We start from the raw sequence: 23,548 nt of genomic DNA, 5'->3' as shown, positions 1-23,548 counted from the left end.
GTGGACAAGATCAACGAGCCAGATCGGACAAGCGTTCCTAAGCCGATCCGTCCAATCGCCGCACGGTAACCCGTTGATCGCAAAGCTGTGCCTCGCCGAACACGGTCATGAAGGCGATGTCGGTCGCATCGCGGCCGACGCACACCCGCGCGATCTCGTCGGCCTGCGCCATGCCGGTCGCGTCGACCAGGTGCCAGCCGCCCTCCAGCCACAGTTCGGCCACGGCGTGGAAATCGGGCGGGTCGACGCCGGGCGCATAGGCCGCGACACAGCGTGCCGGAATCTCCGCCGCCCGCGCCAGCGCCACCAGCAAATGGGTATAGTCCCGGCACACGCCGCTGCGTGATCCGAAGGTATCCAGCGCGGTCGTGACGCCGCTCGACCCGCCCGACTGATAGGTCATGTGGGTCGCCACCCAATCGGCCAGCGCCGCCGCCATCGCGCCGCCGGAAAGCCCCACGAAACGCTGGCGGACAAAGCCCTCGAGCCGGTCCGACTCGCAGTAACGGCTGGGCAGCAGATAGGGGATGAGGTCGCCCGAGAGCCCCCTGGCCGGGGTCGCCGCCAGCCCCTCCAGCCGAACGACCGGGCGTTCGACCACGACCACCGCCTCATAGCGCGCGAGCAGGCCATGATCGGCACGTATCCAGCAGCGTTGCCCGATCCCGTCCTCGCCGCGCACCGCCGCCACGGGATGATCGGACCAGATGGTCAGCGACTGATGCTCCAGCCGCTGGTCGGGGGTCGCCGCCGCCTCGATCTGGAGCAGGATATCGGCCGGTTGCTTCAGGACATAGTCGAGCGTCACGTCGATCGACAGGCGCATGGCCGCATCCCCTTCTCATGAAAAAAGGCCCGGCGGATATCCCGCCGGGCCCGTTGGATTGGCTCTGTCGATCCGATCAGTCGCGGCTGGAGCCGGTCAGACGCAGAAGGAACATGAACATGTTGATGAAGTCGAGATACAGGCTGAGCGCCGACATGATGACCACGCGGTCCTGCATGCTGGTGCCGCGCACCTCGTAATACATCGACTTGGTACGCTGCGTGTCATAAGCGGTCAGGCCTGCGAACAGCAGCACGCCGACGAAGCTGATCACCAGACCCATCGTCCCCGACTGCAGGAAGATGTTGATGATGCTGGCGACGATCAGACCGACCAGACCAATGATCAGGAAGGTGCCGAATGCCGACAGGTCACGCTTGGTGGTGTAGCCATAGAGGCTCAGCGCCGCGAAGCCCGCTGCGGTCGCGAAGAACGCCCCCGCGATCGAACCGCCGCTATAGACCAGGAAGATCGTCGACATCGACAGGCCCATGACGACCGCGAACGCCCAGAAGAGCAGTTGCATCGTCGAGGTCTTCATACGGTTCACGCCCATGCTCAGCGCGAAGACGAAGCCCAGCGGCGCGAACATGATGACGTATTTCAGCGCGCCGCCGTTCAGGAAGACCTGCGCGGCCATGCTGTCGCGGCCACCCCATGCGAAGAGCAGCGCGACGATACCCGTCAGCAGCACGCCCGACGTCATGTAGTTGTAGACGGACAGCATGTACGAACGCAGACCCGCATCATAGGCGGTCGAGCCCGTGGTGGCTGTGGTACCGAACGGCGCGGCGCTCGGCCGTGGATCAGACCAGTTTGCCATGGTGAACTATTGCTCCTTTGCCCGGCCATATGCCGGTTAAGCGAAATATCGCTCTGTTGGGGACGCTTTTCAAGCGGGGGAGGTTCCCGTGGGCGCGACGGAATGCGATAGACATATTTTGTCATGGTCCGCCTGTTCGTCGCCCTCCGCCCGCCGCCCGCCATCCGCGACATGCTTGCCGATGCGATGGACGGCGTTCCCCGGGCGCGCTGGCAGGACGACGACCAGTTGCACCTGACCCTGCGCTTCATCGGCGAGGTCGATCGCCCCGTGGCGGAGGACATCGTCGCCGCACTGGGCCAGGTTCATGCTCCCGCGCCAACCGTTCGGATTTCGGGCGTCGGAGCCTTTGATCGCAGGGGGCGGGTCGACACGCTCTGGGCGGGCGTCACGCCGCACGATGCACTGGCCCATCTCCATCGCAAGGTCGACCAGGCCTGTCTCCGCGCCGGCCTGTCGCCCGAATCGCGGGCCTATCTGCCGCACATCACGCTCGCCCGCCTGCCCGGCTCGGCCGGACGCGCGCCCGAGATCGACGGGTGGCGCGCGGTCCATGCGGGCCTGTCGAGCGAGCCTTTTACCTTGGGGCATCTGGTCCTCTACCAAAGCCATCTGGGGCATGGCGGCGCATCCTATGAACCCGTAATGCGTTGGCCGCTTGAAACCGGCGGGTAACACGCCGCAACTACGCGTATCGAACAGGGAGCTTGCGTCATGAAATATCTCACGCTGTTGACCATCGGCACCGTCGCGCTAGGCCTGGGGGCCTGCGACCAGACGAAGATGGAGACGGGCTCCCCCACGCCGAACGGCGCCAGCGCGACCGCGAGCCTGCGGACCGGCACCGGCGCGGATGCGGGCCGTGCCACCGCGACCGAAGTCGCCGGGGGGCTGCGCATCACCCTGGACGCGATGAACGTGCCGGCTGGCATGCACGGCGTCCACGTTCACACCGTCGGCCGCTGCGACGCGCCGGACTTCACCACGGCGGGCGGCCACTGGAACCCCAGCCAGCGCCAGCATGGCAGCATGAACCCGCAGGGGCCGCATGAGGGCGACATGCCCAACATGACCGTCGGCAATGACGGGCGCGGCACGCTGGGCGTCGTGCTGCCGGGGGCCACCATGGCGGGCCTGCTCGATGCGGACGGCTCGGCGATCGTGATCCATGCCGCCGCCGACGACCTGAAAACCGATCCCAGCGGCAATAGCGGCGGTCGCATCGCCTGCGGCGTGTTCCAGGCCAACTGATCCTCAGCCGATGATCACCCCCCTGCCGACCCGCGCCTTTGGCGGTTTCCTGTTCGACATGGACGGGACGATCCTGAGTTCCATCGCCTCGGCCGAACGCGCCTGGACTATCTGGGCGACACGGCAGGGGCTGGACGTTGCGGCGTTCCTGCCGACCATCCACGGGGTTCAGTCGGTCGAGACGATCCGGCGGCTGAACCTGCCCGGCGTCGATCCGGTGGCGGAAGCACATGCGCTGACCGAGGCGGAGATGCTGGATGTGGACGACGTCGTGCCGATCGGCGGCGCGGCCGCGTTCCTGGCGGCACTGCCCCCGGATCGCTGGGCTATCGTCACCTCTGCGCCCAAGCGACTGGCGGAGGTGCGTCTGAAGGCGGCGGGGCTGCCTCTACCCGGCGTGTTCGTGACGGCGGAGGATGCGGAGCGGAGCAAGCCCGCGCCCGATGGCTTCCTGCTCGGGGCCAAGCGGCTGGGCGTCGCGCCGGAGCAGTGCCTGGCCTTCGAAGACGCCCCCGCTGGGATCGCGGCGGCCGAGGCGGCGGGAATGACGGTGGTGGTGATTACCGAGACGCATCGGGGGGCGATGGATACGCCCCATGCGACGGTGGCGGATTATCGCGATCTGGCGGTGGAGTGGGATGGCGCCAGCCTGAAGCTGGAGCACCGGATCTGATCCCACCTGCTCCCCGGCGAAGGCCGGGGCCCAGTTGCGGTGCACTCTCGACAGCGCGAGGCATATGCCTTACACGCAACAACATCCCGCCATCTTGGTCGAATAGAAACTGGACCCCGGCCTTCGCCGGGGAACGGATTAGGGAAAGGTTGCCCTCCCCTACCCCCGTTCAGCCTGAGCGAAGTCGAAGGCTAAGGGACAAGCTCCCCTCAAACCGTGAAGCTCTCTCCGCACCCGCACGCGCCCTTGGCATTGGGGTTCTGGAACACGAACCCGGCGGTGAAGTCATCCTCGACCCAGTCCATGGTCGAGCCGATCAGGTACAGGATCGACCCGCCATCGACGAACAGCGTGCCCCCTGGCGTGTCGATCTTCTCGTCGAACGCCTTGGCCTCGGTGACATAATCGACCGAATAGGCCAGCCCCGAACAGCCGCGACGCGGCGTCGACAGCTTCACCCCGATCGCGCCTTCCGGCGCGCGCGCCATCAGCTCGGCGACACGCGCCTCGGCGGAGGGCGTCAGGTTCAGTGCGGCGGGACGCGGGCGCAAGGTGGTCGCCATGGTCAGAGCATCCCTAGTTCGAGCTTGGCGTCGTCCGACATCTTCTGCGGATCCCAGGGCGGATCCCAGACGAGGTTGACGTCGGCGGTCGCGATCCCCGGCACCGCCGAGACGCGCAGTTCCACCTCGCCCGGCATCGACTCGGCGACCGGGCAATGCGGGGTGGTCAGCGTCATGGTGACGACCGCATGGCCGCCCTCGGTCACTTCGACGCCGTAGATCAGGCCCAGGTCATAGATATTGACCGGAATCTCGGGGTCGAAAATATCCTTCAGCGCATCGATGATGCCGTCATACAGCGCCCCGCCCGGCTGGGTCGGATCGTCGGCGGTCGGCTTTTGCGAGAGGAAGCCCGACAGGTAATCGCGCTGGCGCTCCGCCGGTGCCTCGACCACGTCCTGCACGCGCGCCTTGGGCGGCGATGCGACGCTGTCCACTTCCTCGATTTTGTAATCGCTCATCCGAAAATCCTCGTGACCCGCCGGACGCCATCCACCAGCGCCGCGACGTCATCGGGTCCGTTATACACGCCGAAGCTCGCCCGCGCGGTGGCGGGCAGGCCGAGCGCCTCCATCAGCGGCTGGGCGCAGTGATGGCCTGCGCGGATCGCCACCCGGCTCTCGTCCAATATGGTGCCGATATCATGGGGATGAACCCCCTCGACCGCGAAACTGACGATTCCCGCCGAGTCCTCAGGCCCCAGCAACCGCACCGAGTTGATCGCCGACAGCCCCTCACGCGCCTGGGCGACCAGAGCCGCCTCATGCGCATGGATCGCGTCCAGCCCAATCGCCGACACATAATCGATCGCGGCATGCAGCCCGAGCGCCCCGACGATATGCGGCGTCCCCGCCTCGAATCGGCCGGGCGGCGGGGCATAGGTGGTCTTCTCGAAGCTCACCCGGTCGATCATCGACCCGCCACCCTGATAGGGGGGCATGGCGTCGAGCAGTTCGGGCCGCGCCCACAGCACGCCGATGCCGGTCGGGCCATAGAGCTTGTGGCCGGAAAAGACGTAGAAGTCGCAATCGAGCGCCTTCACGTCGACCGCGATACGCGGCACCGCCTGGCACCCGTCGAGCAGGATCTTCGCGCCCACGCCATGCGCCAGATCGGCGGCACGGCGGCCGTCGAGCACCGAGCCCAGCACGTTCGACACATGGCCCAGCGACACCAGCTTGTGCGCGGGCGTCAGCATCCGCTCCATCGCGTCCAAGTCGATGCGGTGGTCTGCCGTCAACGGCAGCACGTCGATCGCGACGCCCAGCCGCTCGGCGACCATCTGCCACGGCACGATGTTTGAGTGATGTTCCAGCATCGACAGCATGATGCGGTCGCCCGCCTTCAACTGCGTCGCTGCCCAGCACTGTGCGACCAGGTTGATCCCCTCGGTCGCGCCGCGCGTGAAGACGATTTCGTTCGCCGATCCCGCACCGATGAACCGCGCCGCCGCCTCGCGCGCCTTCTCATACGCGACCGTCATATCGGCCGAACGCTGATAGACGCCGCGATGCACGGTGGCGTAGCTGGTGTCATAGGCCCGCGTGATCGCGTCAATCACGGCCTGCGGCTTTTGCGCGGTCGCGGCGGTGTCGAGATAGGCCCAGCCGTCCGGGATCGCGGGGAAATCCGCGACCCGGTCCAGGGGGGATGCGGTCGCCATCACCCAATCCTCCCCATCTTCGATGGGGAGGGGGACCGCCGCGAAGCGGTGGTGGAGGGGCATGCGCCTCCGGCCCCTCCACCCCTCGCTTCGCGAGCGGTCCCCCTCCCCGCGCTGCACGCAGGGGGGAATTGGGTAGTTGCCATCAAAGCGCCGCCTCCAGCCAGGCGTCCGCATCCGCCGCAAAGGCTTCGCGCACCACCTCGTTGCCGATCCGGTCGATGGCGTCGGCCACGAAAGCACGGGTCAGCAGCGCCTGCGCGCGCGGCTTCGGGATGCCCCGGCTCTGCATGTAGAACAGCGCCTTGGCATCGAGTTCGCCCACGGTCGCACCATGCGCGCACTTCACGTCGTCGGCGAAGATCTCCAACTCGGGCTTCAAATTCACCGTTGCCGTCCGCTGGAGCAGCAGGCCGCGCAAGCTCTGCTCGCCATCGGTCTCCTGCGCATCGCGCGCTACTTCGACCCGCGCGGCGAGACTCGCTTGGCTGCGATCGGCGGCGACCGCGCGCCACAGCTGATGGCTCTGGCCGTTCAGCGCGGCATGGCGCAGAGCGACAGCGCATTCCTGCTTGAGTTCGCCCTTGGTCAGCAACGCGCCGCCGAACTCGGCATAGGCGCCATCGCCGGTCTGGGTGATCCCGCCATCGATCCGCACGCCCATCGTCCCCGCCGCCAGGAAAGTCGCGGTCAGACTCGCGCCCTCACCCAGTTCGGCTTCCTCGCGCAACGAGACGAAGCCGTCATCCTGCAACAACCGCACCGCGCGCATCAGTCGCGCCGACGCCGCCAGCTTCACCCGCGTCAGCCGGTTGGTCCAGCCGCGCCCGACATAGGTCTCATAGACCTGCGCCGCCGCATCCTCCGCCAGCACGATCTCGGCAGGCAGGTGATTGGCCGCGCCGCTGGCGACATGGACGATCTGCACCGGCTCGGCGACAGCATCGCGATCCAGCCGCAGCGACCAGCCACGCCCCAGCGCCTGCTTGCCCAGCGGGTGATTGCTGGCGTCGATCTGGGTCAGTTGCACCGGGCCGATATGGCTGGCGCTCTCATCCAGCACGCCGTCGACAAACAGCAACCGCGCGCCCGGCAGATCGAGGAAGCGATCCGCCCCCGCGACCGGCACCGCCCGCTCGCTTTCCGCCGCGCGGCGAAGCGCGTCGATATCGGCCCAGCGCCACGCCTCTTCGCGGGTCGAGGGGAGTTCCAGCGTGGTCGTCACGCCGCCGCTCCCTCGACGCCCGCATAGCCTTCCCGCTCCAGTTCGAGCGCGAGTTCCGGGCCACCCGAGCGCACGATGCGGCCATCGGCCAGCACATGCACCCGGTCGGGCTGCACATAGTCGAGCAGCCGCTGATAGTGGGTGATCAACAGCACCGCCTTGTCGGGCGCCCGCATGATCCGGTTGATGCCGTCGCCGACGATGCGCAACGCGTCGATGTCGAGGCCGGAGTCCGTCTCGTCCAGGATCGCGAACTTGGGGTTCAGAATGCCCATCTGGACCATCTCGTTGCGCTTCTTCTCGCCGCCCGAGAAGCCGACATTGACCGGGCGCTTGAGCATGTCCTGGTTCAGCCCCAGCCCATCGGCCTGCGCACGGGCGAGCTTCAGGAACTCACCACCCGAGAGCGGCTTTTCGTCGCGCTGCCCGCGCTGCGCGTTCAGGCTTTCGCGCAGGAACTGGACGTTGGACACGCCGGGAATCTCGACCGGATATTGGAAGCCCAGGAACAGACCGGCGGCGGCGCGCTCGTTCGGCTCCAGTTCGAGCAGGTCGACGCCGTCGAACGTCACCGAACCCTCGGTCACTTCGTAACCGGGTCGCCCGCCCAGCACATAGCCTAGCGTCGACTTGCCCGCACCGTTCGGCCCCATGATCGCATGGACCTGACCCGCATTCACCTCGAGCGTCAGGCCCTTGAGGATCGGCTTGCCGTCAATCTCGGCGTGGAGGTTTTCAATTTTCAGCATTGCGGCTTTCTTCCTTGGCGCGCTCGCGGGCCACCGCCGCGACGACACCATCATTGATGCAATTCATAAGCCCGATCCGGGCAGAGGAGCGCTTGCCTATACAAACACGGGCCGATTCACAGGCAACGTCGTCGATGAAGCGGTCGCCACTCGAAACCTTGGCACGGCAGGCCGTCATCCGACCTGCATCGACATTGAGGTCTAGTTGCAACTTACGCAGCTTGTTGCCCACCACGCTAATCTCGTTGGTGGGCGGCGCAGGCATTTGCTGCCCCACCGATCCCGCCAATGACAAAAGCGCTGGGAACAAAATCACCCCACGCTCCCTTCGAGCGAAATCCCCAGCAGCTTCTGCGCTTCGACCGCAAACTCCATCGGGAGCTGCTGCAGAACCTCGCGCGCGAAGCCGTTGACGATCAGCGCGACCGCTGCTTCCTGGTCCAGACCACGGCTCATCGCATAGAAGAGCTGGTCCTCGCTGATCTTGCTGGTCGTCGCCTCGTGCTCGATCTGCGCGCTGGGGTTCTTCACCTCGATGTACGGTACGGTGTGCGCGCCGCACTGGTCGCCCAGCAACAGGCTGTCGCACTGGGTGAAGTTGCGGACATTCTCGGCGGTCGCCGCCACGCGGACGAGGCCGCGATAGGTGTTGTCCGAGCGCCCGGCCGAAATCCCCTTAGACACGATGGTCGAACGGGTATTCTTGCCCAGATGGATCATCTTGGTGCCGGTATCGGCCTGCTGGCGATTGTTCGTCACCGCGACCGAGTAGAACTCGCCGACCGAGCCGTCGCCCGCCAGCACGCAGGACGGATATTTCCACGTCACCGCCGAGCCGGTTTCGACCTGCGTCCACGACACCTTGCTGTTCTTGCCCTGGCACAGAGCGCGCTTGGTGACGAAATTGTAGATGCCGCCGACACCATTCTCGTCGCCCGGATACCAGTTCTGCACGGTCGAATATTTGATCTCGGCATCGTCCAGCGCAACCAGCTCGACGACCGCTGCGTGCAGCTGGTTCTCGTCGCGCATCGGCGCGGTGCAGCCTTCGAGATAGGAGACATAGGCCCCCTTGTCCGCGACGATCAGCGTGCGTTCGAACTGGCCGGTATTCTCCGCGTTGATGCGGAAATAGGTGGACAGCTCCATCGGGCAGCGAACGCCCTCGGGAATGTAGACGAAGGTGCCGTCGGAGAAGACCGCCGAGTTGAGCGTCGCGAAATAATTGTCGCGCTGCGGCACGACCTTGCCCAGCCACTTGCGGACGAGATCGGGATATTCCTTGATCGCCTCGGAGATCGAGCGGAAGATGACGCCCGCCGCTTCCAGTTCCTTGCGGAAGGTGGTCGCGACCGAGACGCTGTCGAACACCGCGTCGACCGCGACCTTGCGCGCGCCCTCGACGCCCGCCAGCACTTCCTGCTCGGCAATCGGGATGCCCAGCTTTTCGTAGGTGCGGCGGATTTCGGGGTCGAGCTCATCCAGCGACGCGATCGTCTTCTTCTGCTTCGGTTCGGCGTAATAATACGCGTCCTGATAGTCGATCGGCGGGATGTTCAGCTTGGCCCAGTCCGGGCTCTCCAGCGTCTGCCACAGGCGAAACGCCTTCAGCCGCCAGTCGAGCATCCATTCCGGCTCGCCCTTCTTGGCCGAGATATAGCGGACCGTATCCTCGCTCAGCCCCTTGGGCGCGAAGTCCTGCTCGATCTCGGTGGCGAAGCCCCACTCATACTTCTTGTTGGCGGCGGCGAGCGCCTCTGCATTCTTCGTGGCCATCAGGCGAATACCCCCGGACGCGGGGACGCGTCCATCACTTGCGATTCAACAGGATCGGCGGCGAGCGTTGCGAGCGTCACCCCGGAAAAGGCGGCGCGTACCGCCTGATTGACGACATGCCAATGCGGCCGGACACGACATTGCATCTCCAGCCCGCAATCATGCGCAGCGCCATCGACGCAGGCGGTCAGCGCGATCGGGCCGTCCACCGCCTCGACGATATCGGCTAGGCTGATCGTATCGGCGTCGCGCGCCAAGCGAATGCCGCCGCCGGTGCCGCGCGTACTCTCGATCAGGCCCGCGCCCGCCAGACGGCTGACCAGCTTCTGCGCGGTGGGCAAAGGCACGCCCGTCTGCCCGGCCAGCAGGGTCGCGTTGCTCCGCCCACCGGCACCTTCGCGCGCGGCGGCGGTCATCATCACGACCGCATAATCGGCTAGGCTGGAAAGGCGCATGATCTCCCAATCGGATGGAATTGGTCCGATTGGCAAATGGGCGTGGAGGGGCAGTTCGTCAACCGGGTTTCGGTGTGGGAATTTCGATGGGTGTGAGTGGCAGCACCACTCACCTTCCTTCTTAAGCCCCTCCCGCAGGCGGGAGGGGTTTGGGGAGGGCAAGGCCACAGACGATGGTCTCGGTGAGACTCCTTGCCCTCCCCCACCCCCTCCCGCTTGCGGGAGGGGCGTGAGACTCAGCGGCCGATCAGGCCCTGCGCAATTTCATCCGCCACATCCGAGGCCGGATGTCCCGTCTCGGCCGAGCGCTGCCAGACCTGTTCCAGACGCTCGGGAATCTTGGCGATGCGCGCCATGACTTCGGCCTCGTCGCCCTGGCCCAGATATTCCAGCCCGACATTGATGATGCCGCCCGCGTTGATGACGTAATCGGGGGCATAGAGGATGCCCGCCTCTGCCACGCGCGCGCCGTCTTCGCGGGTCGCAAGCTGGTTGTTGGCGCCGCCTGCGACCACCTTCGCCTTCAGCCGCTGGATCGAATCGGCATTCAGCACTGCGCCCAGCGCGTTGGGGCTGACCAGATCGACATCGGCGAACAGGATCTCGTCGGCCGGGGCGACGCTGGCACCCAGTTCGGCCGCCATCTGTTCGGCGCGCGCCTGGTTCACGTCGGCGATGGTCAGGATCGCGCCGTCCTTCGCCAGCAGCTTGGCCAGACCGCCACCGACCGAACCGACGCCCTGGATCGCGACGCGCACGCCCTTCATGTCGGTCGCACCCAGACCGCGGCTGGCGGCGGCCTTCACGCCCAGATAGACGCCGTGCGCGGTGTAGGGGCCGGGGTCGCCACCCGCCGCGCCGCTCGCTACCGGCAGGCCGGAGACATAGCGGGTCTGGGTCGCGATGACCTTCATCCGCTCCTCGGACATGCCGACATCCTCGGCCGTCACGTAACGACCGCCCAGCGACTCGACCGCGCGGCCGAAGGCTTCGAGCTGCGCGGTGGTGATGACGTCGCCGGGCTTCGCCGCCAGGACCACGCCCTTGCCGCCGCCCAGCGCCAGACCCGCCATCGCGTTCTTGTAGCTCATGCCGCGCGACAGGCGCAGCGCATCGGTGATGGCAAGCGCGGGCGTGCCATAGTTCCAGAAGCGCGCCCCGCCCGCCGCCGGGCCGAGATGCGTCGAGTGCACGGCGATGACCGCCTGCAGACCCGATGCGGGATCGGTGAACAGGTGCACGCCTTCATGCGCGTCGAAATCGGGAAAGCCCCAGTTCGTCATGCTCGTCCTTCGGTCCGACAAAAGCGGAACCGGACCGAGACTTTCGACCCGGCCACCCTATCGGCGAGGATTGAGGGGGGACACGGGCGAGAAAGGGGCCGGTGCCGTGGCCAGGATATGGCCGGAGAAGAATGGGGCGACCGACGGGACTTGAACCCGCAACTTCCGGCATCACAAGCCGGCGCTCTAACCAATTGAACTACGGTCGCCGCGAAGGCTTGCGCCCCTAAACGGGATCACCCGCTTTCGTCAAGCGGTCAAAATCGTCCTTCTGCGGAAAGTCGGTATCCGCCGCCTGTACCGGCGACGAAACCCAACTGCTCCAGCTTCGCCGCCGCCGCCGGATCGCCCGGCGTCAGGACCAGGTCTGCGGTGTAGCGGCCATCGGGCCGGATGCGCAGGTTGACACCCTCGGTGCCCCCCTGCCCCGTCATCGGCAGAAGCAGCGCGCCCGCCTCGCATCGTGCGGTGCCCATCATCATCGGCGGCAGTGGCAGGCCGCCCGCCTCGCCCACCACGGTCGCGCGGACGCGGCCCGCCGCTTCCTCGCACACGCCGTCTCGGAAGCGGACCGTCACATCCTCCAGCGCCAGCGTCGTCACCGGCAGCGGCGCAAAGAGCGTGGCGGCGGGCAGGCTGGCGGTCACGCCGTCGATGCCCATCGCATGGCGGCTGATCGTCGCGGACCCGGCGATCGGGCGACCATCCGCCCCGGCTCCCTCGAACGCCAGCCTGGCCCGGCCGAGCAGCAGGGCCAGCGGCGACAGCGACACGCGCAGGTCGCCCAGCGCCACGTCGCCGAACCGCGCCTCGTTCATGCTGCCGCCCCAGATCGTGCCGCCGACCCGCCGTGCGCTCAGTCCCTGATCGGCAAGCCCCGTCGCGCCCAGCGCCAGCCGCATCGGCAGGAAGACGATCAGCGCCACGACCAGCATGGCGGCGAACAGCACCGAAGGCCGCGTGGTCATCCGCAGCCGCATCAGGACACCCGTGTCCGCAAGAGAAGCGCGACACCCACCGTCCGGTCGCCATTGTCGGTCAGGGTCGCCTGCTCGACCAGCACGCCGCCCCGCTCCAGCCGCGCCAGCCACGGCGTCAGCGCGGCGGGTCTGGCCGACGCGATCTGCGCCCGCACCCGGCCGGGGCCGTCCTCGGTCAGGGCGGAAAGGCTGAAGCCCGCCTGTTCCGCCGACAGCCGCACCGTATCGGCCAGCGTGCCCGAAAGTGCGGGCGGACGGCGGCGGCGCTGACTCAACTCGGCGGCGACGGCTTGCGCCTCGCCCAGTCGGATCACCGCATCGGCATGACGCTCGCGCGCGCTCGACAGGCCGTCGCCCAGCGGCCGCAATATCCCGCCCCAAAGGAGCGTCACGACCAGCAATGCGCCCATGACCAGCAGCAGCCGCTTTTCGCGAAGGGAGCGGCCATCGAACCAGAGTTTCAGCGCCTTCATCGTGCGCGCACCGTGAATTCTCCCGTGATCCGACCATTGGCCGCGACGAAGGTGCTGGGCTGGACGGTGAAGCCCTCCACTTCGATCGCGCGTTTGAGATCGGTGGCCAGCGCCTCGCGGTCGACCGCGATGCCGAGCCGGACGTCGCCATTGGGCTGGAAATCGAGGGCGGTCAGCTCCGTGCCCGGCACCGCGCGCACGGCCGCGAACACCGCCGCCGCCGTCCGGCTGAACCCCTGCCCCGGCCCGCGCACCGCCGACAATCGCTCGGTCAGCTGGCGGTCGGCATCGACCAAGGTCTCACCACGCGGCAGGGCGGTGCGGGCGATCTGCTCGATCTTCGCCTCGGTCGCGTCGGCGGCGAAGCTGTACTTGGTCCAGCGCACGAAATCGATCGCCAGCGTGACGACGACGATGGCGACGCCGAGCCATGCCAGGCGCTTGACCAGCCGCCAGTCGATCGAAAAGCCCCGCCGCCGCGCGAACGGTCCCTGCCGCAGGTCGAGCGCAGGCGCGGCGGCCACCGCCCCCAGCGCGGCCGTAACCGCCGCATCGTCCAGATCGTCGAGCGGCGCGTCACCCGTGACGATCTCGGTAAAGCCGGGCTCGTCGGCAAAGCCCGAGGCCCGCCCGCGCACCACGCCCTGCCCGGCCAAGTCGCCACGCACATAACCCTCTTCGGGGCGCGGCAGCAGCAGCGGTGCGGGCACAACCGCGACCGGATCGACCCCCGCCGCGCCCAGCCGCGCCAGCCAGCCCGCCATCGCGCCGCGATTGACGATGCCGATGGGGCGGCTGCCTGCCTCGTCCTCGCCGACCGCGACGTGCAGTTCGTCCATCGGCGCGGCACTCACCTCGGCCGCCAGCAGCCTCGCGGCGGCGGCGGCCTGTGCCGTCGAACGGGCGGGAATCTCGGCCCAGTGCAGCGACACCGCATCGGCGGGTGCGACCGCGACGACGTCGCCATCCCCCTGCGGCAGGCCCTCTCCGGCGGCGGCGACGCGTTCGTCCTCGATCCGCATCCAGCGATAGTCGCCGCCCTCGCCCGGCGGCAAGAACAGGAGGTTGGTCGCACTCATCACTCTTCCCCCCAAATCCGCGCCACCAGTCGCGGCGGCTGTCGCGTGGCATCGACCAGCGCGCGCTCCTGTACCGTCACGCTGCCCAGACCGACATCGATCCGCAAGTTGAACCAGCGCGTCGTCACCGCCACGCCGCCGCCTCCGCTCGCCCCCGGTATCTGCGCCCAGAAGGCGCTCACGTCCGCATAGCCTTGCGGCGGGCGGCGCAAAAGGGCCTGGGCGATGGCGCCGGGCGAAATCGTATCGGCCTGCGCCATGGCGACCAAAGGCGCCTGTTCGGGGGCCAGCGTGTTGATGTTGACCGTCGTCGGCTTCGCCTCGGGCAGGGTGCAGAGCCAGGGGCGAAGCTGGGCATAGAGTTCGGGCGTGACGCCACTGACCATGCGCAGCTCGCTGACATCCGCCATCATCGCGCCGCCGGTCCGATAGGACGGGTCACGCGCCAGATAGACGGGGTCCTCCGCGCCACCCCCTTGCGGGTTCTGGTCGCTGTCGATCCAGTCCGACGCAGCGGTCGCGACCTGTTGCGCGACCTGGCCGGGCACGTTCAGCAGCCGCATCAGCTTGGCGAAATGCGCGACCTCGACCGCATTGCCGATCAGCGTGCCGGGCTGGCCGGGCAGGTCCTGCGCCAGGCCGTTCAGGTTGAAGCAATTGCCTCCGTCCGTCACCCGCGCGACGGCACTGCTTCCGCCCGCCACCTCGCCCAGCGGCAATGCGAAGGGCCGGTCACTCCACCCGCCGAGCAGCGACACCTTGCCTTGGGCGCGCTCCAGCAGATCGCCGATCCGGATGATCGCCAGCGCCTCGGCGGCATAGGCGAAACCGCGTGCCTGCTCGATCGCCACCGCATTGCCGCCGAGCCGCGTCGACAGGCGCAGCTTTTCCAGCGCAGTCGCGGCCAGCACCGCGATGACGGCGACCAGAATCAAGACGGTCAGCAGCGCGGCCCCGCGCTCGCCCGCTGGCGGCATGGGTCTAGCCATTGGGCGTCGGCGTGGGACTGGGCGTAGGCGTCGGCGTAGGATTCGGCAGGTTCGGGACGCCGACATAGCCGGTGCCGACCAGGAAAAGCTGGCGATAGATCATGCCGTCGTCGCGCACGATCGTGACCTCCGCCGCCTGCGGCAGGGCGACGCCCGGCTGCCCCTGCCACTGGTCGAGCCACGCGCCATTGAAGCGATAACGCAGGTGCAATTCGCGGACATGGTCCATCAGTGCGGCGGGCTCCATCGGTGCGGCGCCGTCGAGCAGCGGCCAGGCCACCCGCTCCAGCACGTCACCGTTCAGGCGATAGGCGACCTTCTGCACCGAAGGCCGCGCCGCATTGTCGAGATTGCTCCAGCCGCCGCGCACCAGCCGCATCGCATCCGGCCCCGCCACCATGGCGGGCGTCAGCACGCCGCCCTCGTCGCGCGTCGGGCGGTCCACCGCCTGCGCCAGATCGGCGGACAGGATCGCGGTCGTCCGACTGACCGCCGCCATCGCGTCGAGCTTCTGCCCCGTCACCCCTTGGGCCCGGACGCTGAGCGACAGGATCGCGACGGCCGCCGCCGCCAGCATCGAGAAGATGAGCAGCGCGACCATCACCTCGACCAGGGTGAAGCCGTTAGGGCACCCAGCCCTTGTTCCCCGGCGGAGGCCGGGGCCCAGTTGCGATGTCATTCGAGGAGAGTAGTGACGTTCACCCCTACCCTTTGGGTTCATGGCAACTGGGCCCCGGCCTCCGCCGGGGAACGGATTGCCCTTTGAACGGCAGGTCACGACCCCGCCACCCCAATCGGCGGCGCGGCCATGGGGGGGCGGACCATCGTCATCCGCCCGGTGATCCGGCCACCCGCATTCGCCACCGCCACATCGATGCGCACGACCCGCGCGTCGCCCGTGCCGCTGACGATCCGGGTCCATTTCCAGCTGCGCCCGCCATTGACCTCCGCACCCGTCGTCCGACCCAGCGCCGGAGCCTGCGGGTCGGTGACGGCGGCGATGGCGACATTGCGGGCGACCATCTGCGCCACGACGGTCTCGTCCAGGATCGACGCACCGCGGATCGTCTCGCTCTCCAGCCTCACCAGCGCCATCGCCGCCAGGCTGAAGACAGCCAGCGCGACCATGATCTCGATCAGGGTGAAGCCCGATTCCTTTCCTCCCCTGCAAGGGGAGGTGGCGGGCCGAAGGCCCGACGGAGGGGTGTCGCGCTCTCGATAGCGGGACACCCCTCCACCATGCTGCGCATGGTCCCCCTCCCCTTGCAGGGGAGGAATTTGGGATGACTTACCCATCGACGCGCACCGTTCCGTCCGCGCCGATCCGCACGATGCTGCTCGCCCGCTCGCGCGTCAGACGCAGTTCGACCGGGCGGTCCGCCAAGCCCGTCACGTCGAAGGTGATCCGCACCCGGCCGCTTGCGTCGGGAATCGCCGCCTGGGTGCCGTCCTCCCATTGCGCGACGCGCAGGGGTTTGGCGGTCATAGGGCTCCACGCACCGTCCGCCCGTCGATCAAAGCCATAGCCGCCGCGCGTGACCCAGATGCTGACCGGCGACGCCTCGACAACCGCCACGTCATGCGCGGCGCGGACGCGGGCGGCGAATTTCAACGCCTCGTCGGTTACTCGCCCCCGTCGGTCGGGCAGCGACAGCACCGCCACCGCCGAGGCCAAGCCGATCACGGTGATGACGATCATCAGTTCGACCAGGGTGAAGCCGGTAGCGCGCCTTGGGGTAAGGTCAGCTCGAGCACTTCGACTTCGCTCAGTGCGAACGGAGGTTGAGTACGGATCCTCCGTCCCGTTCAGCCTGAGCGAAGTCGAAGGCCACGTTTCGTCCTCGCCAAGCAGGCCCCGCCCGCTTCCGTCCCCGGCATCGAGGCGGGGCCGCGTCATCACTTATCCCAGTTGCCGATATCCGCGTTGACGCCTTCGCCGCCTTCCTTACCGTCGGCGCCGTACGTCCAGATATCCGCCTCGCCATGCTGGCCGGGCGAGGCATAGAGATAGGGGCGGCCCCAGGGATCTTCGGGCAGCTTCTTCAGATAACCGCCCTTCTGATAGCGCGACGGATCGGCAAGCCCGGCGGGCATCGACACCAGCGCGGGCAACCCCTGCGCCGTGGTCGGGAAGGTCAGGTTCTGGAGCTTGTACATCTCCAGCCCCGTCTCGATGTTCGAGATATCGGCCTTGGCCTTCTGGATCTTGGCCGTGTCGCCCGAGGGGAGCACGTTCAGCGCCACGATCGTCGCCAGCAGGCCGATGATGACGATCACGACCATCAGCTCAACCAGAGTAAAGCCGTTGGCCGGACGCTTGCGGCGGATCGGACGGCGGTGGGGGTTACGCATCAACATGTCCTCTTATTGACCGGCCAGCGTGTTGAGCTGGAGAATGGGCAGCAGGATGGATAGCACGATGGTGGCGACCACGCCGCCCATCACGACGATGATCGCGGGCTCCAGCAGCGACAGCGCGGTGGCGGTGAAGCGGTCGAATTCGCGCTCCAGATAATCGGCGGCGCGCTCCAGCATCTCGTCCAGCCGCCCCGCCGCCTCGCCGCTGGCGGCCAGATAGGTGAGCAAGGGCGGGAACACGCCCGCCCGCCGCATCGCGGCCGACAGGCTGCCGCCGCCCCGGATCGAATCGACGATCGCATCGGAGGCGACGCGCAGACGGCGATTGTGGATCGTGCCTGCCGTCAGGGTCAGCCCCTCCAGCAACGGCAACCGGCTCGCCACCATCGTCCCCAGCGTGCGCGCCATCCGCGCCGCGTGCAGGTCGCGCAGCAACCGGCCCAGCAGCGGCAGCTTCAGCAGCCAGCTATCGAAGGACAGCCGGATCGACGGCACCTTCAGCGCACGCCAGAAACCGACCCCCGCGATAACGACGATCCCCGCCATCAGCCACCACCAGCCGACCAACAGGTCCGACACGGTGATGACCATGCGCGTCAGGAAGGGCAGCTCCTGCCCGACCGTATCGAACTGCTCGACCACCTGCGGCACGACGAACATCATCAGCGCGGTGACGACGCCCAGCGCGACCACCGCAAGGATCGTCGGATAGGCGAGTGCGGTGATCAGCTTGCCGCGAATCTCCGCCTGCCGCTCCAGCAGCGCGGCGAGCCGTTCGAGAATGGTCGGCAGCGTCCCCGAACTCTCCCCAGCCGCGACCATCGCGCGGTAGAGCGGGGGGAAGCTCTTGGGCTCGCGCGCCATCGCGTCGGCCAGGCGGCGGCCTTCGGTGACGCCCTGGTGCACCGTCGCGACGATCGCACGCACCCGCTCCTGCTCGGTCTGGCGGGTGATGGTGCGCAGAGACTCCTCCAGCGGCGAAACGCGGTTGAGCGTGGCGAGCTGGCGGGTAAACAACGTCAACTGCTTGACCGACATGCGCGCGCGGCCGAGCTTGAGCCCGAACAGCGGGCGGCGCTCGGCTGTATCGCCGCTCCCCGGCTTGACCGAGACGACGTACAGCCGCTGCTTCTCCAGCGCAGCCCGGGCGGCATCGCTGGTTTCGGCAGGAATGAAGCCCCGCTTCTCCGCGCCCTTCGTGTCGATGGCGACATAATCGAACCCGGCCATGTCAGTGCGCCTTCCCACACCCCTGTTCCCCCGCGAAGGCGGGGGCCCAGTGGCTTCGAGGCATGCAGGATCGCCATTCTATTTCATGCGAAGACGCGGAGACGCGGAGAAGAAAGAGATGTTCGCGCAGAGGCGCGGAGGGCGCAGAGGTGTCTCGTGCGCGGCAGCGCACTGCATCTATAACCGGCAGAGGCAAGAGGGCCGCTGGCGCGGCGGGTACGACGTCTCTGCGTCCTCTGCGCCTCTGCGCGAACTCATTATCTCTCCGCGTCTCCGCGTCTCCGCGTGAACCCAAGAGCTTTGAGCCGCCGTCCGTTCCCAACCACAAACGGCATGACGACTGGACCCCGGCCTTCGCCGGGGTGGCGGCTGAAGATGGGAATACGACCATCCCCCTCACCCCGCGTCGGAGTCGCGGCGGGATACGCGGATGGCTTCCTCCGCCGTGGTCACACCGTCCAGCACCAGCGTCCGCGCCACCGCCGCCAACGGCTGTTGCCTGGCAAAGGCGTGCGCGGCGATCGCCTGTTCGTCGCCGCCTTCGTTGATCAACCGCCGGATGGTGTCGTCGACGCGCACCGCTTCATAGACGCCGGTCCGGCCCTTGTAACCGCTGCCGTTGCATTGCGCACAGCCGACCGCCTCGTACACGGTGGCATGGGCATCGATGCCGAGCAGCGGCGCGACGGTTTCCTTCGCCTCGACCGGGCGCCTGCACGCCGGGCACAGCCGCCGCACCAGCCGCTGCGCGATCACGGCGCGCAAAGTGGAGGCGAGCAGGAACGGCTCGACCTTCATGTCCCGCATCCGGGTGATCGCCCCGACTGCGTCGTTGGTGTGGACGGTCGACAGCACGAGGTGGCCGGTGAGCGAGGCCTGCACCGCGATCTCGGCCGTCTCACGGTCGCGGATTTCGCCGACCATCACCACGTCCGGGTCCTGGCGCAGGATCGCGCGCAGGCCCGCCGCGAAGGTCAGGCCGACCTTGGCGTTGACCTGGGTCTGGCCCACGCCCTCGACCGCATATTCGACCGGGTCCTCGACGGTCAGGATGTTGCGGCTGCCATCGTTCAGCAGGCGCAGCGCCGCATAGAGGCTGGTCGTCTTGCCCGAGCCGGTCGGCCCGGTGACAAGGATGATGCCGTTGGGTTCGCTCAGCGCCTCGCGCAGCAGCGCGTACATCGCCGGGTTCATGCCCAGCGCGTCGAGGTCGATCCCCGCATTCTCCTTGTCGAGGATACGCAGCACCACGCGTTCCCCCGCGCGACTGGGCAGCGTCGAGACGCGCACGTCGAGCAGCTTGCCGCCCAAGGTCAGCGCCATGCGCCCGTCCTGCGGCACCCGCCGCTCGGCGATGTCGAGCCGGGCCATGACCTTGATGCGGCTGACCACCACGGGGGCGACGTGCGGCGGCATGCGCAGCGTCTCACGCAGCACGCCGTCGATGCGCATCCGGACGACGAGGCCGGTCTCGTACGGCTCGATATGAATGTCCGACACGCCGTTGCGCGCGGCGTCGGCGATGATGCCGTTGATCAGCCGGATCGCGGGCGCGTCGTCGGCGGTGTCGAGGAGATCCTCGGCGGTCGGAATGCCGTCGGCCAGCATGTCCAGCTCGTCGCCCATGCCCACCGCCGCGATGGCGGTCGCCTGTCCGTCCATCGCATAGGCATCCGACAACAGCCGGTCGAAGGCGGGGCCTTCCACGCGCGCGATGGCGAAGGGACGGCCGATATGGCGGCGCAGCTCGATCAGCGCGCGCGGGTCCGCGCCTTCGCGAAGGGCGATGGTCAGCGGGTCGGCGGTGTGGACGACCGTGCCGAACTTGCGCGCGAAGGCGTAAGGAATGGTCAGCGGGGCGACCAGCTCCAGCGCTTCGTCGGGTGTCGGGAGCGGGAGAGCGGGTGGCCCTCCCCCATCCCCATCCACCTGCGGGAGGGGCGTGCCCAGCGGCAGGGGGACGGTGTCGCCCGTGGGGAGGGGCTGCGCGTCGTCAGTCACGGCGCTTGATCGGTTCGACCGACTTGGCGACGGGGACCGCGATGCGCGGGTCCTCGATATTGCCGGGCATCGGTGCGTGCGGGATCGGCGGCGCGGCGTTCATGTAATCGCGGACCAGCTCGTCGATCGAGGGCTCGACGCCGGGCTGGGCATAGCCCTGAAGCTGGCGGAGATAGCCGTAACGCTGCTCGGTGACGCGGCGGCTGTCCTCGGGCGTGCGCAGGATCGTCGGACGGATGAAGACCATCAGGTTCGTCTTCGACCGGCTGCGCGCCTTGGACCGGAAGAGCGCGCCCAGGCCGGGAATGTCGCCCAGGAAAGGAATTTTCTCAATCGTGCGACGCTCGTTATCGTCGAGCAGACCGCCGATGACCGTGATCTGGCCGTCATCGGGGGTAAAGACATTTTCGAACGCGCGCTTGTTGAGGATCAACTCGCTATTGTTGCTCGACACCGGCCCAGCGATCGAGCTGACTTCGAGGCGGACATAGAGCTTCAGCGAGCCGCCCGCATTGACCTGTGGCTTCACGTCCAGCTGGATGCCGACATTCTGACGCTGCACCGTACGGAAGGCATTGTCGAAATTGGGTGACAGTGCCTGGCCGGTCGTGATCGGGATTTCCTGACCGACCAGGCTGTGTGCCTGCTGGTTGTCCAGCGTGATGATGTGCGGGACCTGGAGCAGGTTGGAGGTCGTGTCGCTCTTCACCGCGTTGATGATCGCGCCGAACACCGTGTCACCGATCTTGCCACCCCAGCCCGCAAAGCCACCCGTCGTGCCCAGGATCGACTGCACCGCCGACTGGGTGAGCTGGCTATAGGCCTGGTTGGGGACATTGGTCGTGGTGCGGGTGCCATCGGGGGCGACGACGGTCGTCGTCGTGCCGCCGATCGTATTTGCGCCCACCGCCCCTGCGATCTGCAGGATGTTGGGCGCGGTGTTGCCATAGGTCGAGGCGGCGAAGGCCCCGCCCGACAGGCTGCCGAGCAGGAACTGCGCACCCAGCCGCCGCGCGGTCTGGTCGGAGACTTCGGCGACGATCGCCTCGATCAGCACCTGTTCGCGGCGCACGTCGAGCTGGCGGATGACCTCGCCGATCTGGCGCTGGATGTCGGCGGGTCCGGCGATCACGATGGCGTTCGCGCCGGTGAAGCGGGTCACGACCGCCGCCGTGCGGCCGCCTTGGGTGCTGATCGCGGGCGGCTGGCCGTTCTGGCCGCCGGCACCCGGCGCGCCTGCCGCCTGGGGCTGGGCGACCGGCTGGATACGCTGCGCGATCGAGGTGCCCGCCGCCGAACCGGACTGGCTGTTGGTCTGGGTGAAGCTGCCGCGCGACAGGGTGGTTTCCTGCACCGGGTCGGGTTGCTGTCCGACCAGCTGCTGGAGCACGGGCAAAAGCTGCTCGGCGTCCGCGTTTTCGAGGAAGACGACGCGGATTTCGGTGCCGCTCTTCGCCTTGTTGTCCAGGTCGATGGCGATCTGGGCGAAGCGCGCCACGCTCGACGGATCGCCGCGCAGCGCGATCGAATTGGAGCTGTCGATGGCGACCACCGACACGCCGGTCGCCCCTTGCGCGGGCGCACCGCCCTGCCCGCCGCCACCGCCGCCAGCCAGCGTCTGGAGCGCCGTCGCGATCTCTCGCGCGCCCGCATTGCGCAGCGCGATCACGCGGGTCGAGGCGTTGTCGGCGTCGATCCGGCGCACGACCTCGCGGATACGGCGGATATTGTCGGCAAAGTCGACCACGACCAGGCTGTTGCCCCCGCGGTTCGCCGTCACCGACCCTTGCGCGCTGACCAGCGGACGCACCGTCTCCAGCGCGCTGTTCGCGTCGATCGCGCGCAGGCGGATGATCTCGGTGACATAGGAATTGCGGTTCGCGCCCGCCGACCCGATCCGGCTCGGCTGCGACGCGGCGTTATCCACCGGCTGCACCCGGAACGCCCCGCCCGAGGTCGGCACCGCGACCAGCCCGTTGGAGCGCAGGGTCGACAGGAAAATCTCGAAATATTCGGACCGGGACAGCGGCCGGTCGGTCACGACCGTCACCTTGCCGTTGACCCGGCTGTCGATGATGAAGGTCCGCCCCGTCACCTTGGCGGCATCGGCGATGAACGCGCGGATATCGGCGTCGCGGACGTTGAGCGTGGTCTGGGCGTGAGCGCCCGCCGCCAGTGCAAGCGCCAGAACCGAACCGAGGACGAGCTTCTTCATGGCCGTGGTGCCGCAATCTGAAGGGAGAGCGGCAGCGTCTGATCGCCCCGCTCGACCGTGATGGAAAGAGAACCGCCCTGTGCGAAATCCGCCGCCAGACGGTCAAGATCGCCCGGCCCCGTCACCGGACGCCCGCCGAGCGCGGTGACGATATCGCCCTCGCGCAGGCCCGCTGCACGGAACGCCGCGCCCGAGCCCTGCGGCCGGACGACCAGGCCCGAGACGCGCCCGCCGTCGAGCCGGGGGATGAAGCCGATGTCGCTGCGCAACTGCGCGATCGCCACGCCGCCCGCCGGGGGCACCGATCCGGGCGCTTGCACGGACGGCGCGGCCGGGGTGGGTGCTCCGGCGGCGGCGGGCGGCGCATCGGACTGGTCGAGATACAGATCCTCGGTCGCACCGCCGCGATCGATGGTGATATGGTCGAAGGCCACCGCCTTCAGCGTGACGCCGGGCTGGATCTCCTCGCCGACCGACACCGAGCGCTGCACCCCGTCGGGCCCGGCCAGGATCGCCGAGCCGCGCCCCGATGCCTCGTCCAGCCGGGTGCCGAACAGCGTCAGTTGCAGCGTGGTGACGGCGGCGGGCGCGGCCTGCTGCCCCTGCAAGCGGAAGAACGGGTCGAAGCCTTCGAGGATGGCGGCAGGGGAACCCGCAATGGCGGGCGCCAGCGGCCGCCACTCGCCCAGCGGCGAGACGGGGGTGACGATCACCCATAGCAGCCGCGCGCCCTGAACGGCGAGAACCGCCATCAGCGCCAGTTCGGCCACCGAATAGACATTCACGACCGGCAGGCGTCGCAACCAGCGACGTCCGCGCGCGTCGAGCCTCAACCGCATGAAACCCACCCCGTACGCATTTTCGGGCTCTAGGCATGGCATGTTACAGCACGGCGTCAAAGCCCTGAAACATGTTGGTCATATCGGTTTCACATGA

Annotated in this window: 26 protein-coding genes and 1 tRNA gene; 3 read left to right on the top strand and 24 right to left on the bottom strand. The window is 67.9% G+C overall.

Going from position 1 to position 23,548, the window contains the following annotated elements:
* Positions 1-37 precede the first annotated feature (37 nt).
* Both GGQ89_RS03070 and GGQ89_RS03065 read right to left on the bottom strand, forming a co-directional pair.
* On the bottom strand, positions 38-826 hold the full coding sequence (locus GGQ89_RS03070) for a transglutaminase-like domain-containing protein (RefSeq protein WP_184103931.1): 789 nt from the start codon (positions 824-826) through the stop codon (positions 38-40).
* Between the two features lie 76 nt (positions 827-902).
* Complete coding sequence (locus tag GGQ89_RS03065; protein ID WP_184103929.1) at positions 903-1,649, bottom strand: Bax inhibitor-1/YccA family protein; 747 nt, start codon at positions 1,647-1,649, stop codon at positions 903-905.
* A 123-nt stretch (positions 1,650-1,772) separates the two neighbouring features.
* On the opposite strand from GGQ89_RS03065, the gene thpR reads away from it, so the two are divergent.
* From thpR to GGQ89_RS03050, 3 genes are read left to right on the top strand one after another with little or no spacing between them, the layout of a single operon-like run.
* Positions 1,773-2,324: an RNA 2',3'-cyclic phosphodiesterase gene (gene thpR / locus GGQ89_RS03060; RefSeq protein ID WP_184103927.1), complete on the top strand. Its 552-nt coding sequence runs from the start codon at positions 1,773-1,775 to the stop codon at positions 2,322-2,324.
* Between the two features lie 39 nt (positions 2,325-2,363).
* A complete protein-coding gene (locus tag GGQ89_RS03055; RefSeq protein ID WP_076715160.1) occupies positions 2,364-2,900 on the top strand; it encodes a superoxide dismutase family protein in 537 nt (178 codons plus the stop codon).
* 10 nt (positions 2,901-2,910) lie between these two features.
* The gene (locus tag GGQ89_RS03050; protein WP_184103925.1) at positions 2,911-3,573 is read left to right on the top strand and encodes an HAD-IA family hydrolase; all 663 of its coding nucleotides are present in this window, start codon (positions 2,911-2,913) and stop codon (positions 3,571-3,573) included.
* A 209-nt stretch (positions 3,574-3,782) separates the two neighbouring features.
* On the opposite strand, the gene GGQ89_RS03045 is transcribed toward GGQ89_RS03050, so the two are convergent.
* The 22 genes from GGQ89_RS03045 to GGQ89_RS02940 all read right to left on the bottom strand — a co-directional run bounded on the left by GGQ89_RS03045 (position 3,783) and on the right by GGQ89_RS02940 (position 23,451).
* A complete protein-coding gene (locus tag GGQ89_RS03045; RefSeq protein ID WP_056430123.1) occupies positions 3,783-4,136 on the bottom strand; it encodes a HesB/IscA family protein in 354 nt (117 codons plus the stop codon).
* A gap of 2 nt (positions 4,137-4,138) precedes the next feature.
* Entirely contained in the window at positions 4,139-4,597 is a 459-nt protein-coding gene (locus GGQ89_RS03040; protein ID WP_061781155.1) for an SUF system Fe-S cluster assembly protein, read from the bottom strand.
* Positions 4,594-5,799 (bottom strand): aminotransferase class V-fold PLP-dependent enzyme, encoded by a 1,206-nt coding sequence (locus tag GGQ89_RS03035; protein WP_184103923.1) that lies wholly within the window; start codon positions 5,797-5,799, stop codon positions 4,594-4,596. The genes GGQ89_RS03040 and GGQ89_RS03035 overlap by 4 nt, the downstream gene beginning before the upstream one ends.
* A 145-nt stretch (positions 5,800-5,944) precedes the next feature.
* Positions 5,945-7,024, bottom strand: a complete 1,080-nt coding sequence (locus GGQ89_RS03030; protein ID WP_184103921.1) for a SufD family Fe-S cluster assembly protein — start codon at positions 7,022-7,024, stop codon at positions 5,945-5,947.
* Positions 7,021-7,773, bottom strand: coding sequence for a Fe-S cluster assembly ATPase SufC (gene sufC / locus GGQ89_RS03025; protein WP_056430133.1), 753 nt, complete (start codon positions 7,771-7,773; stop codon positions 7,021-7,023). Before sufC ends, GGQ89_RS03030 begins: the two co-directional genes overlap by 4 nt.
* Positions 7,760-8,089, bottom strand: a complete 330-nt coding sequence (locus GGQ89_RS03020; protein WP_184103919.1) for a hypothetical protein — start codon at positions 8,087-8,089, stop codon at positions 7,760-7,762. Before GGQ89_RS03020 ends, sufC begins: the two co-directional genes overlap by 14 nt.
* Complete coding sequence (gene sufB, locus GGQ89_RS03015) at positions 8,086-9,549, bottom strand: Fe-S cluster assembly protein SufB (RefSeq protein WP_056430137.1); 1,464 nt, start codon at positions 9,547-9,549, stop codon at positions 8,086-8,088. The genes GGQ89_RS03020 and sufB overlap by 4 nt, the downstream gene beginning before the upstream one ends.
* Positions 9,549-10,004, bottom strand: a complete 456-nt coding sequence (locus tag GGQ89_RS03010) for an SUF system Fe-S cluster assembly regulator (RefSeq protein WP_056430140.1) — start codon at positions 10,002-10,004, stop codon at positions 9,549-9,551. The genes sufB and GGQ89_RS03010 overlap by 1 nt, the downstream gene beginning before the upstream one ends.
* A gap of 236 nt (positions 10,005-10,240) precedes the next feature.
* Positions 10,241-11,287: a Glu/Leu/Phe/Val dehydrogenase family protein gene (locus GGQ89_RS03005; protein ID WP_184103918.1), complete on the bottom strand. Its 1,047-nt coding sequence runs from the start codon at positions 11,285-11,287 to the stop codon at positions 10,241-10,243.
* 132 nt (positions 11,288-11,419) lie between these two features.
* Positions 11,420-11,496, bottom strand: a tRNA-His gene (locus GGQ89_RS03000).
* A 48-nt stretch (positions 11,497-11,544) separates the two neighbouring features.
* Positions 11,545-12,255, bottom strand: coding sequence for a type II secretion system protein N (gene gspN, locus GGQ89_RS02995; RefSeq protein WP_240456578.1), 711 nt, complete (start codon positions 12,253-12,255; stop codon positions 11,545-11,547).
* A gap of 11 nt (positions 12,256-12,266) precedes the next feature.
* Positions 12,267-12,740 (bottom strand): type II secretion system protein GspM, encoded by a 474-nt coding sequence (gene gspM / locus GGQ89_RS02990; RefSeq protein ID WP_076715144.1) that lies wholly within the window; start codon positions 12,738-12,740, stop codon positions 12,267-12,269.
* Complete coding sequence (gene gspL, locus GGQ89_RS02985) at positions 12,737-13,819, bottom strand: type II secretion system protein GspL (RefSeq protein ID WP_184103914.1); 1,083 nt, start codon at positions 13,817-13,819, stop codon at positions 12,737-12,739. The genes gspM and gspL overlap by 4 nt, the downstream gene beginning before the upstream one ends.
* Positions 13,819-14,808 carry a type II secretion system minor pseudopilin GspK gene (gspK, locus tag GGQ89_RS02980; RefSeq protein WP_244955750.1) on the bottom strand — a complete coding sequence of 330 codons (990 nt, stop codon included), beginning with the start codon at positions 14,806-14,808 and terminating at the stop codon, positions 13,819-13,821. The genes gspL and gspK overlap by 1 nt, the downstream gene beginning before the upstream one ends.
* Entirely contained in the window at positions 14,801-15,487 is a 687-nt protein-coding gene (gene gspJ / locus GGQ89_RS02975; RefSeq protein ID WP_184103910.1) for a type II secretion system minor pseudopilin GspJ, read from the bottom strand. Before gspJ ends, gspK begins: the two co-directional genes overlap by 8 nt.
* A gap of 95 nt (positions 15,488-15,582) precedes the next feature.
* A complete protein-coding gene (gspI, locus tag GGQ89_RS02970) occupies positions 15,583-16,038 on the bottom strand; it encodes a type II secretion system minor pseudopilin GspI (RefSeq protein WP_380772555.1) in 456 nt (151 codons plus the stop codon).
* A 58-nt stretch (positions 16,039-16,096) separates the two neighbouring features.
* Positions 16,097-16,705 (bottom strand): GspH/FimT family pseudopilin, encoded by a 609-nt coding sequence (locus tag GGQ89_RS02965; RefSeq protein ID WP_184103906.1) that lies wholly within the window; start codon positions 16,703-16,705, stop codon positions 16,097-16,099.
* Entirely contained in the window at positions 16,705-17,160 is a 456-nt protein-coding gene (gspG, locus tag GGQ89_RS02960) for a type II secretion system major pseudopilin GspG (protein ID WP_184103903.1), read from the bottom strand. The genes GGQ89_RS02965 and gspG overlap by 1 nt, the downstream gene beginning before the upstream one ends.
* A gap of 12 nt (positions 17,161-17,172) precedes the next feature.
* On the bottom strand, positions 17,173-18,396 hold the full coding sequence (gene gspF, locus GGQ89_RS02955) for a type II secretion system inner membrane protein GspF (protein WP_184103901.1): 1,224 nt from the start codon (positions 18,394-18,396) through the stop codon (positions 17,173-17,175).
* Between the two features lie 396 nt (positions 18,397-18,792).
* On the bottom strand, positions 18,793-20,268 hold the full coding sequence (gene gspE / locus GGQ89_RS02950; protein ID WP_380772724.1) for a type II secretion system ATPase GspE: 1,476 nt from the start codon (positions 20,266-20,268) through the stop codon (positions 18,793-18,795).
* 121 nt (positions 20,269-20,389) lie between these two features.
* A complete protein-coding gene (gene gspD / locus GGQ89_RS02945) occupies positions 20,390-22,612 on the bottom strand; it encodes a type II secretion system secretin GspD (RefSeq protein ID WP_184103899.1) in 2,223 nt (740 codons plus the stop codon).
* The gene (locus GGQ89_RS02940) at positions 22,609-23,451 is read right to left on the bottom strand and encodes a type II secretion system protein N (RefSeq protein WP_184103897.1); all 843 of its coding nucleotides are present in this window, start codon (positions 23,449-23,451) and stop codon (positions 22,609-22,611) included. Before GGQ89_RS02940 ends, gspD begins: the two co-directional genes overlap by 4 nt.
* Between the last annotated feature and the right edge of the window lie 97 nt (positions 23,452-23,548).

Origin of the sequence: Sphingomonas yabuuchiae, from assembly GCF_014199595.1 — a bacterium.
Taxonomy (GTDB): domain Bacteria; phylum Pseudomonadota; class Alphaproteobacteria; order Sphingomonadales; family Sphingomonadaceae; genus Sphingomonas; species Sphingomonas yabuuchiae.
The sequence above is the reverse complement of the archived record's forward strand: the minus strand, read 5'-3'. Positions and strand labels throughout refer to the sequence as shown.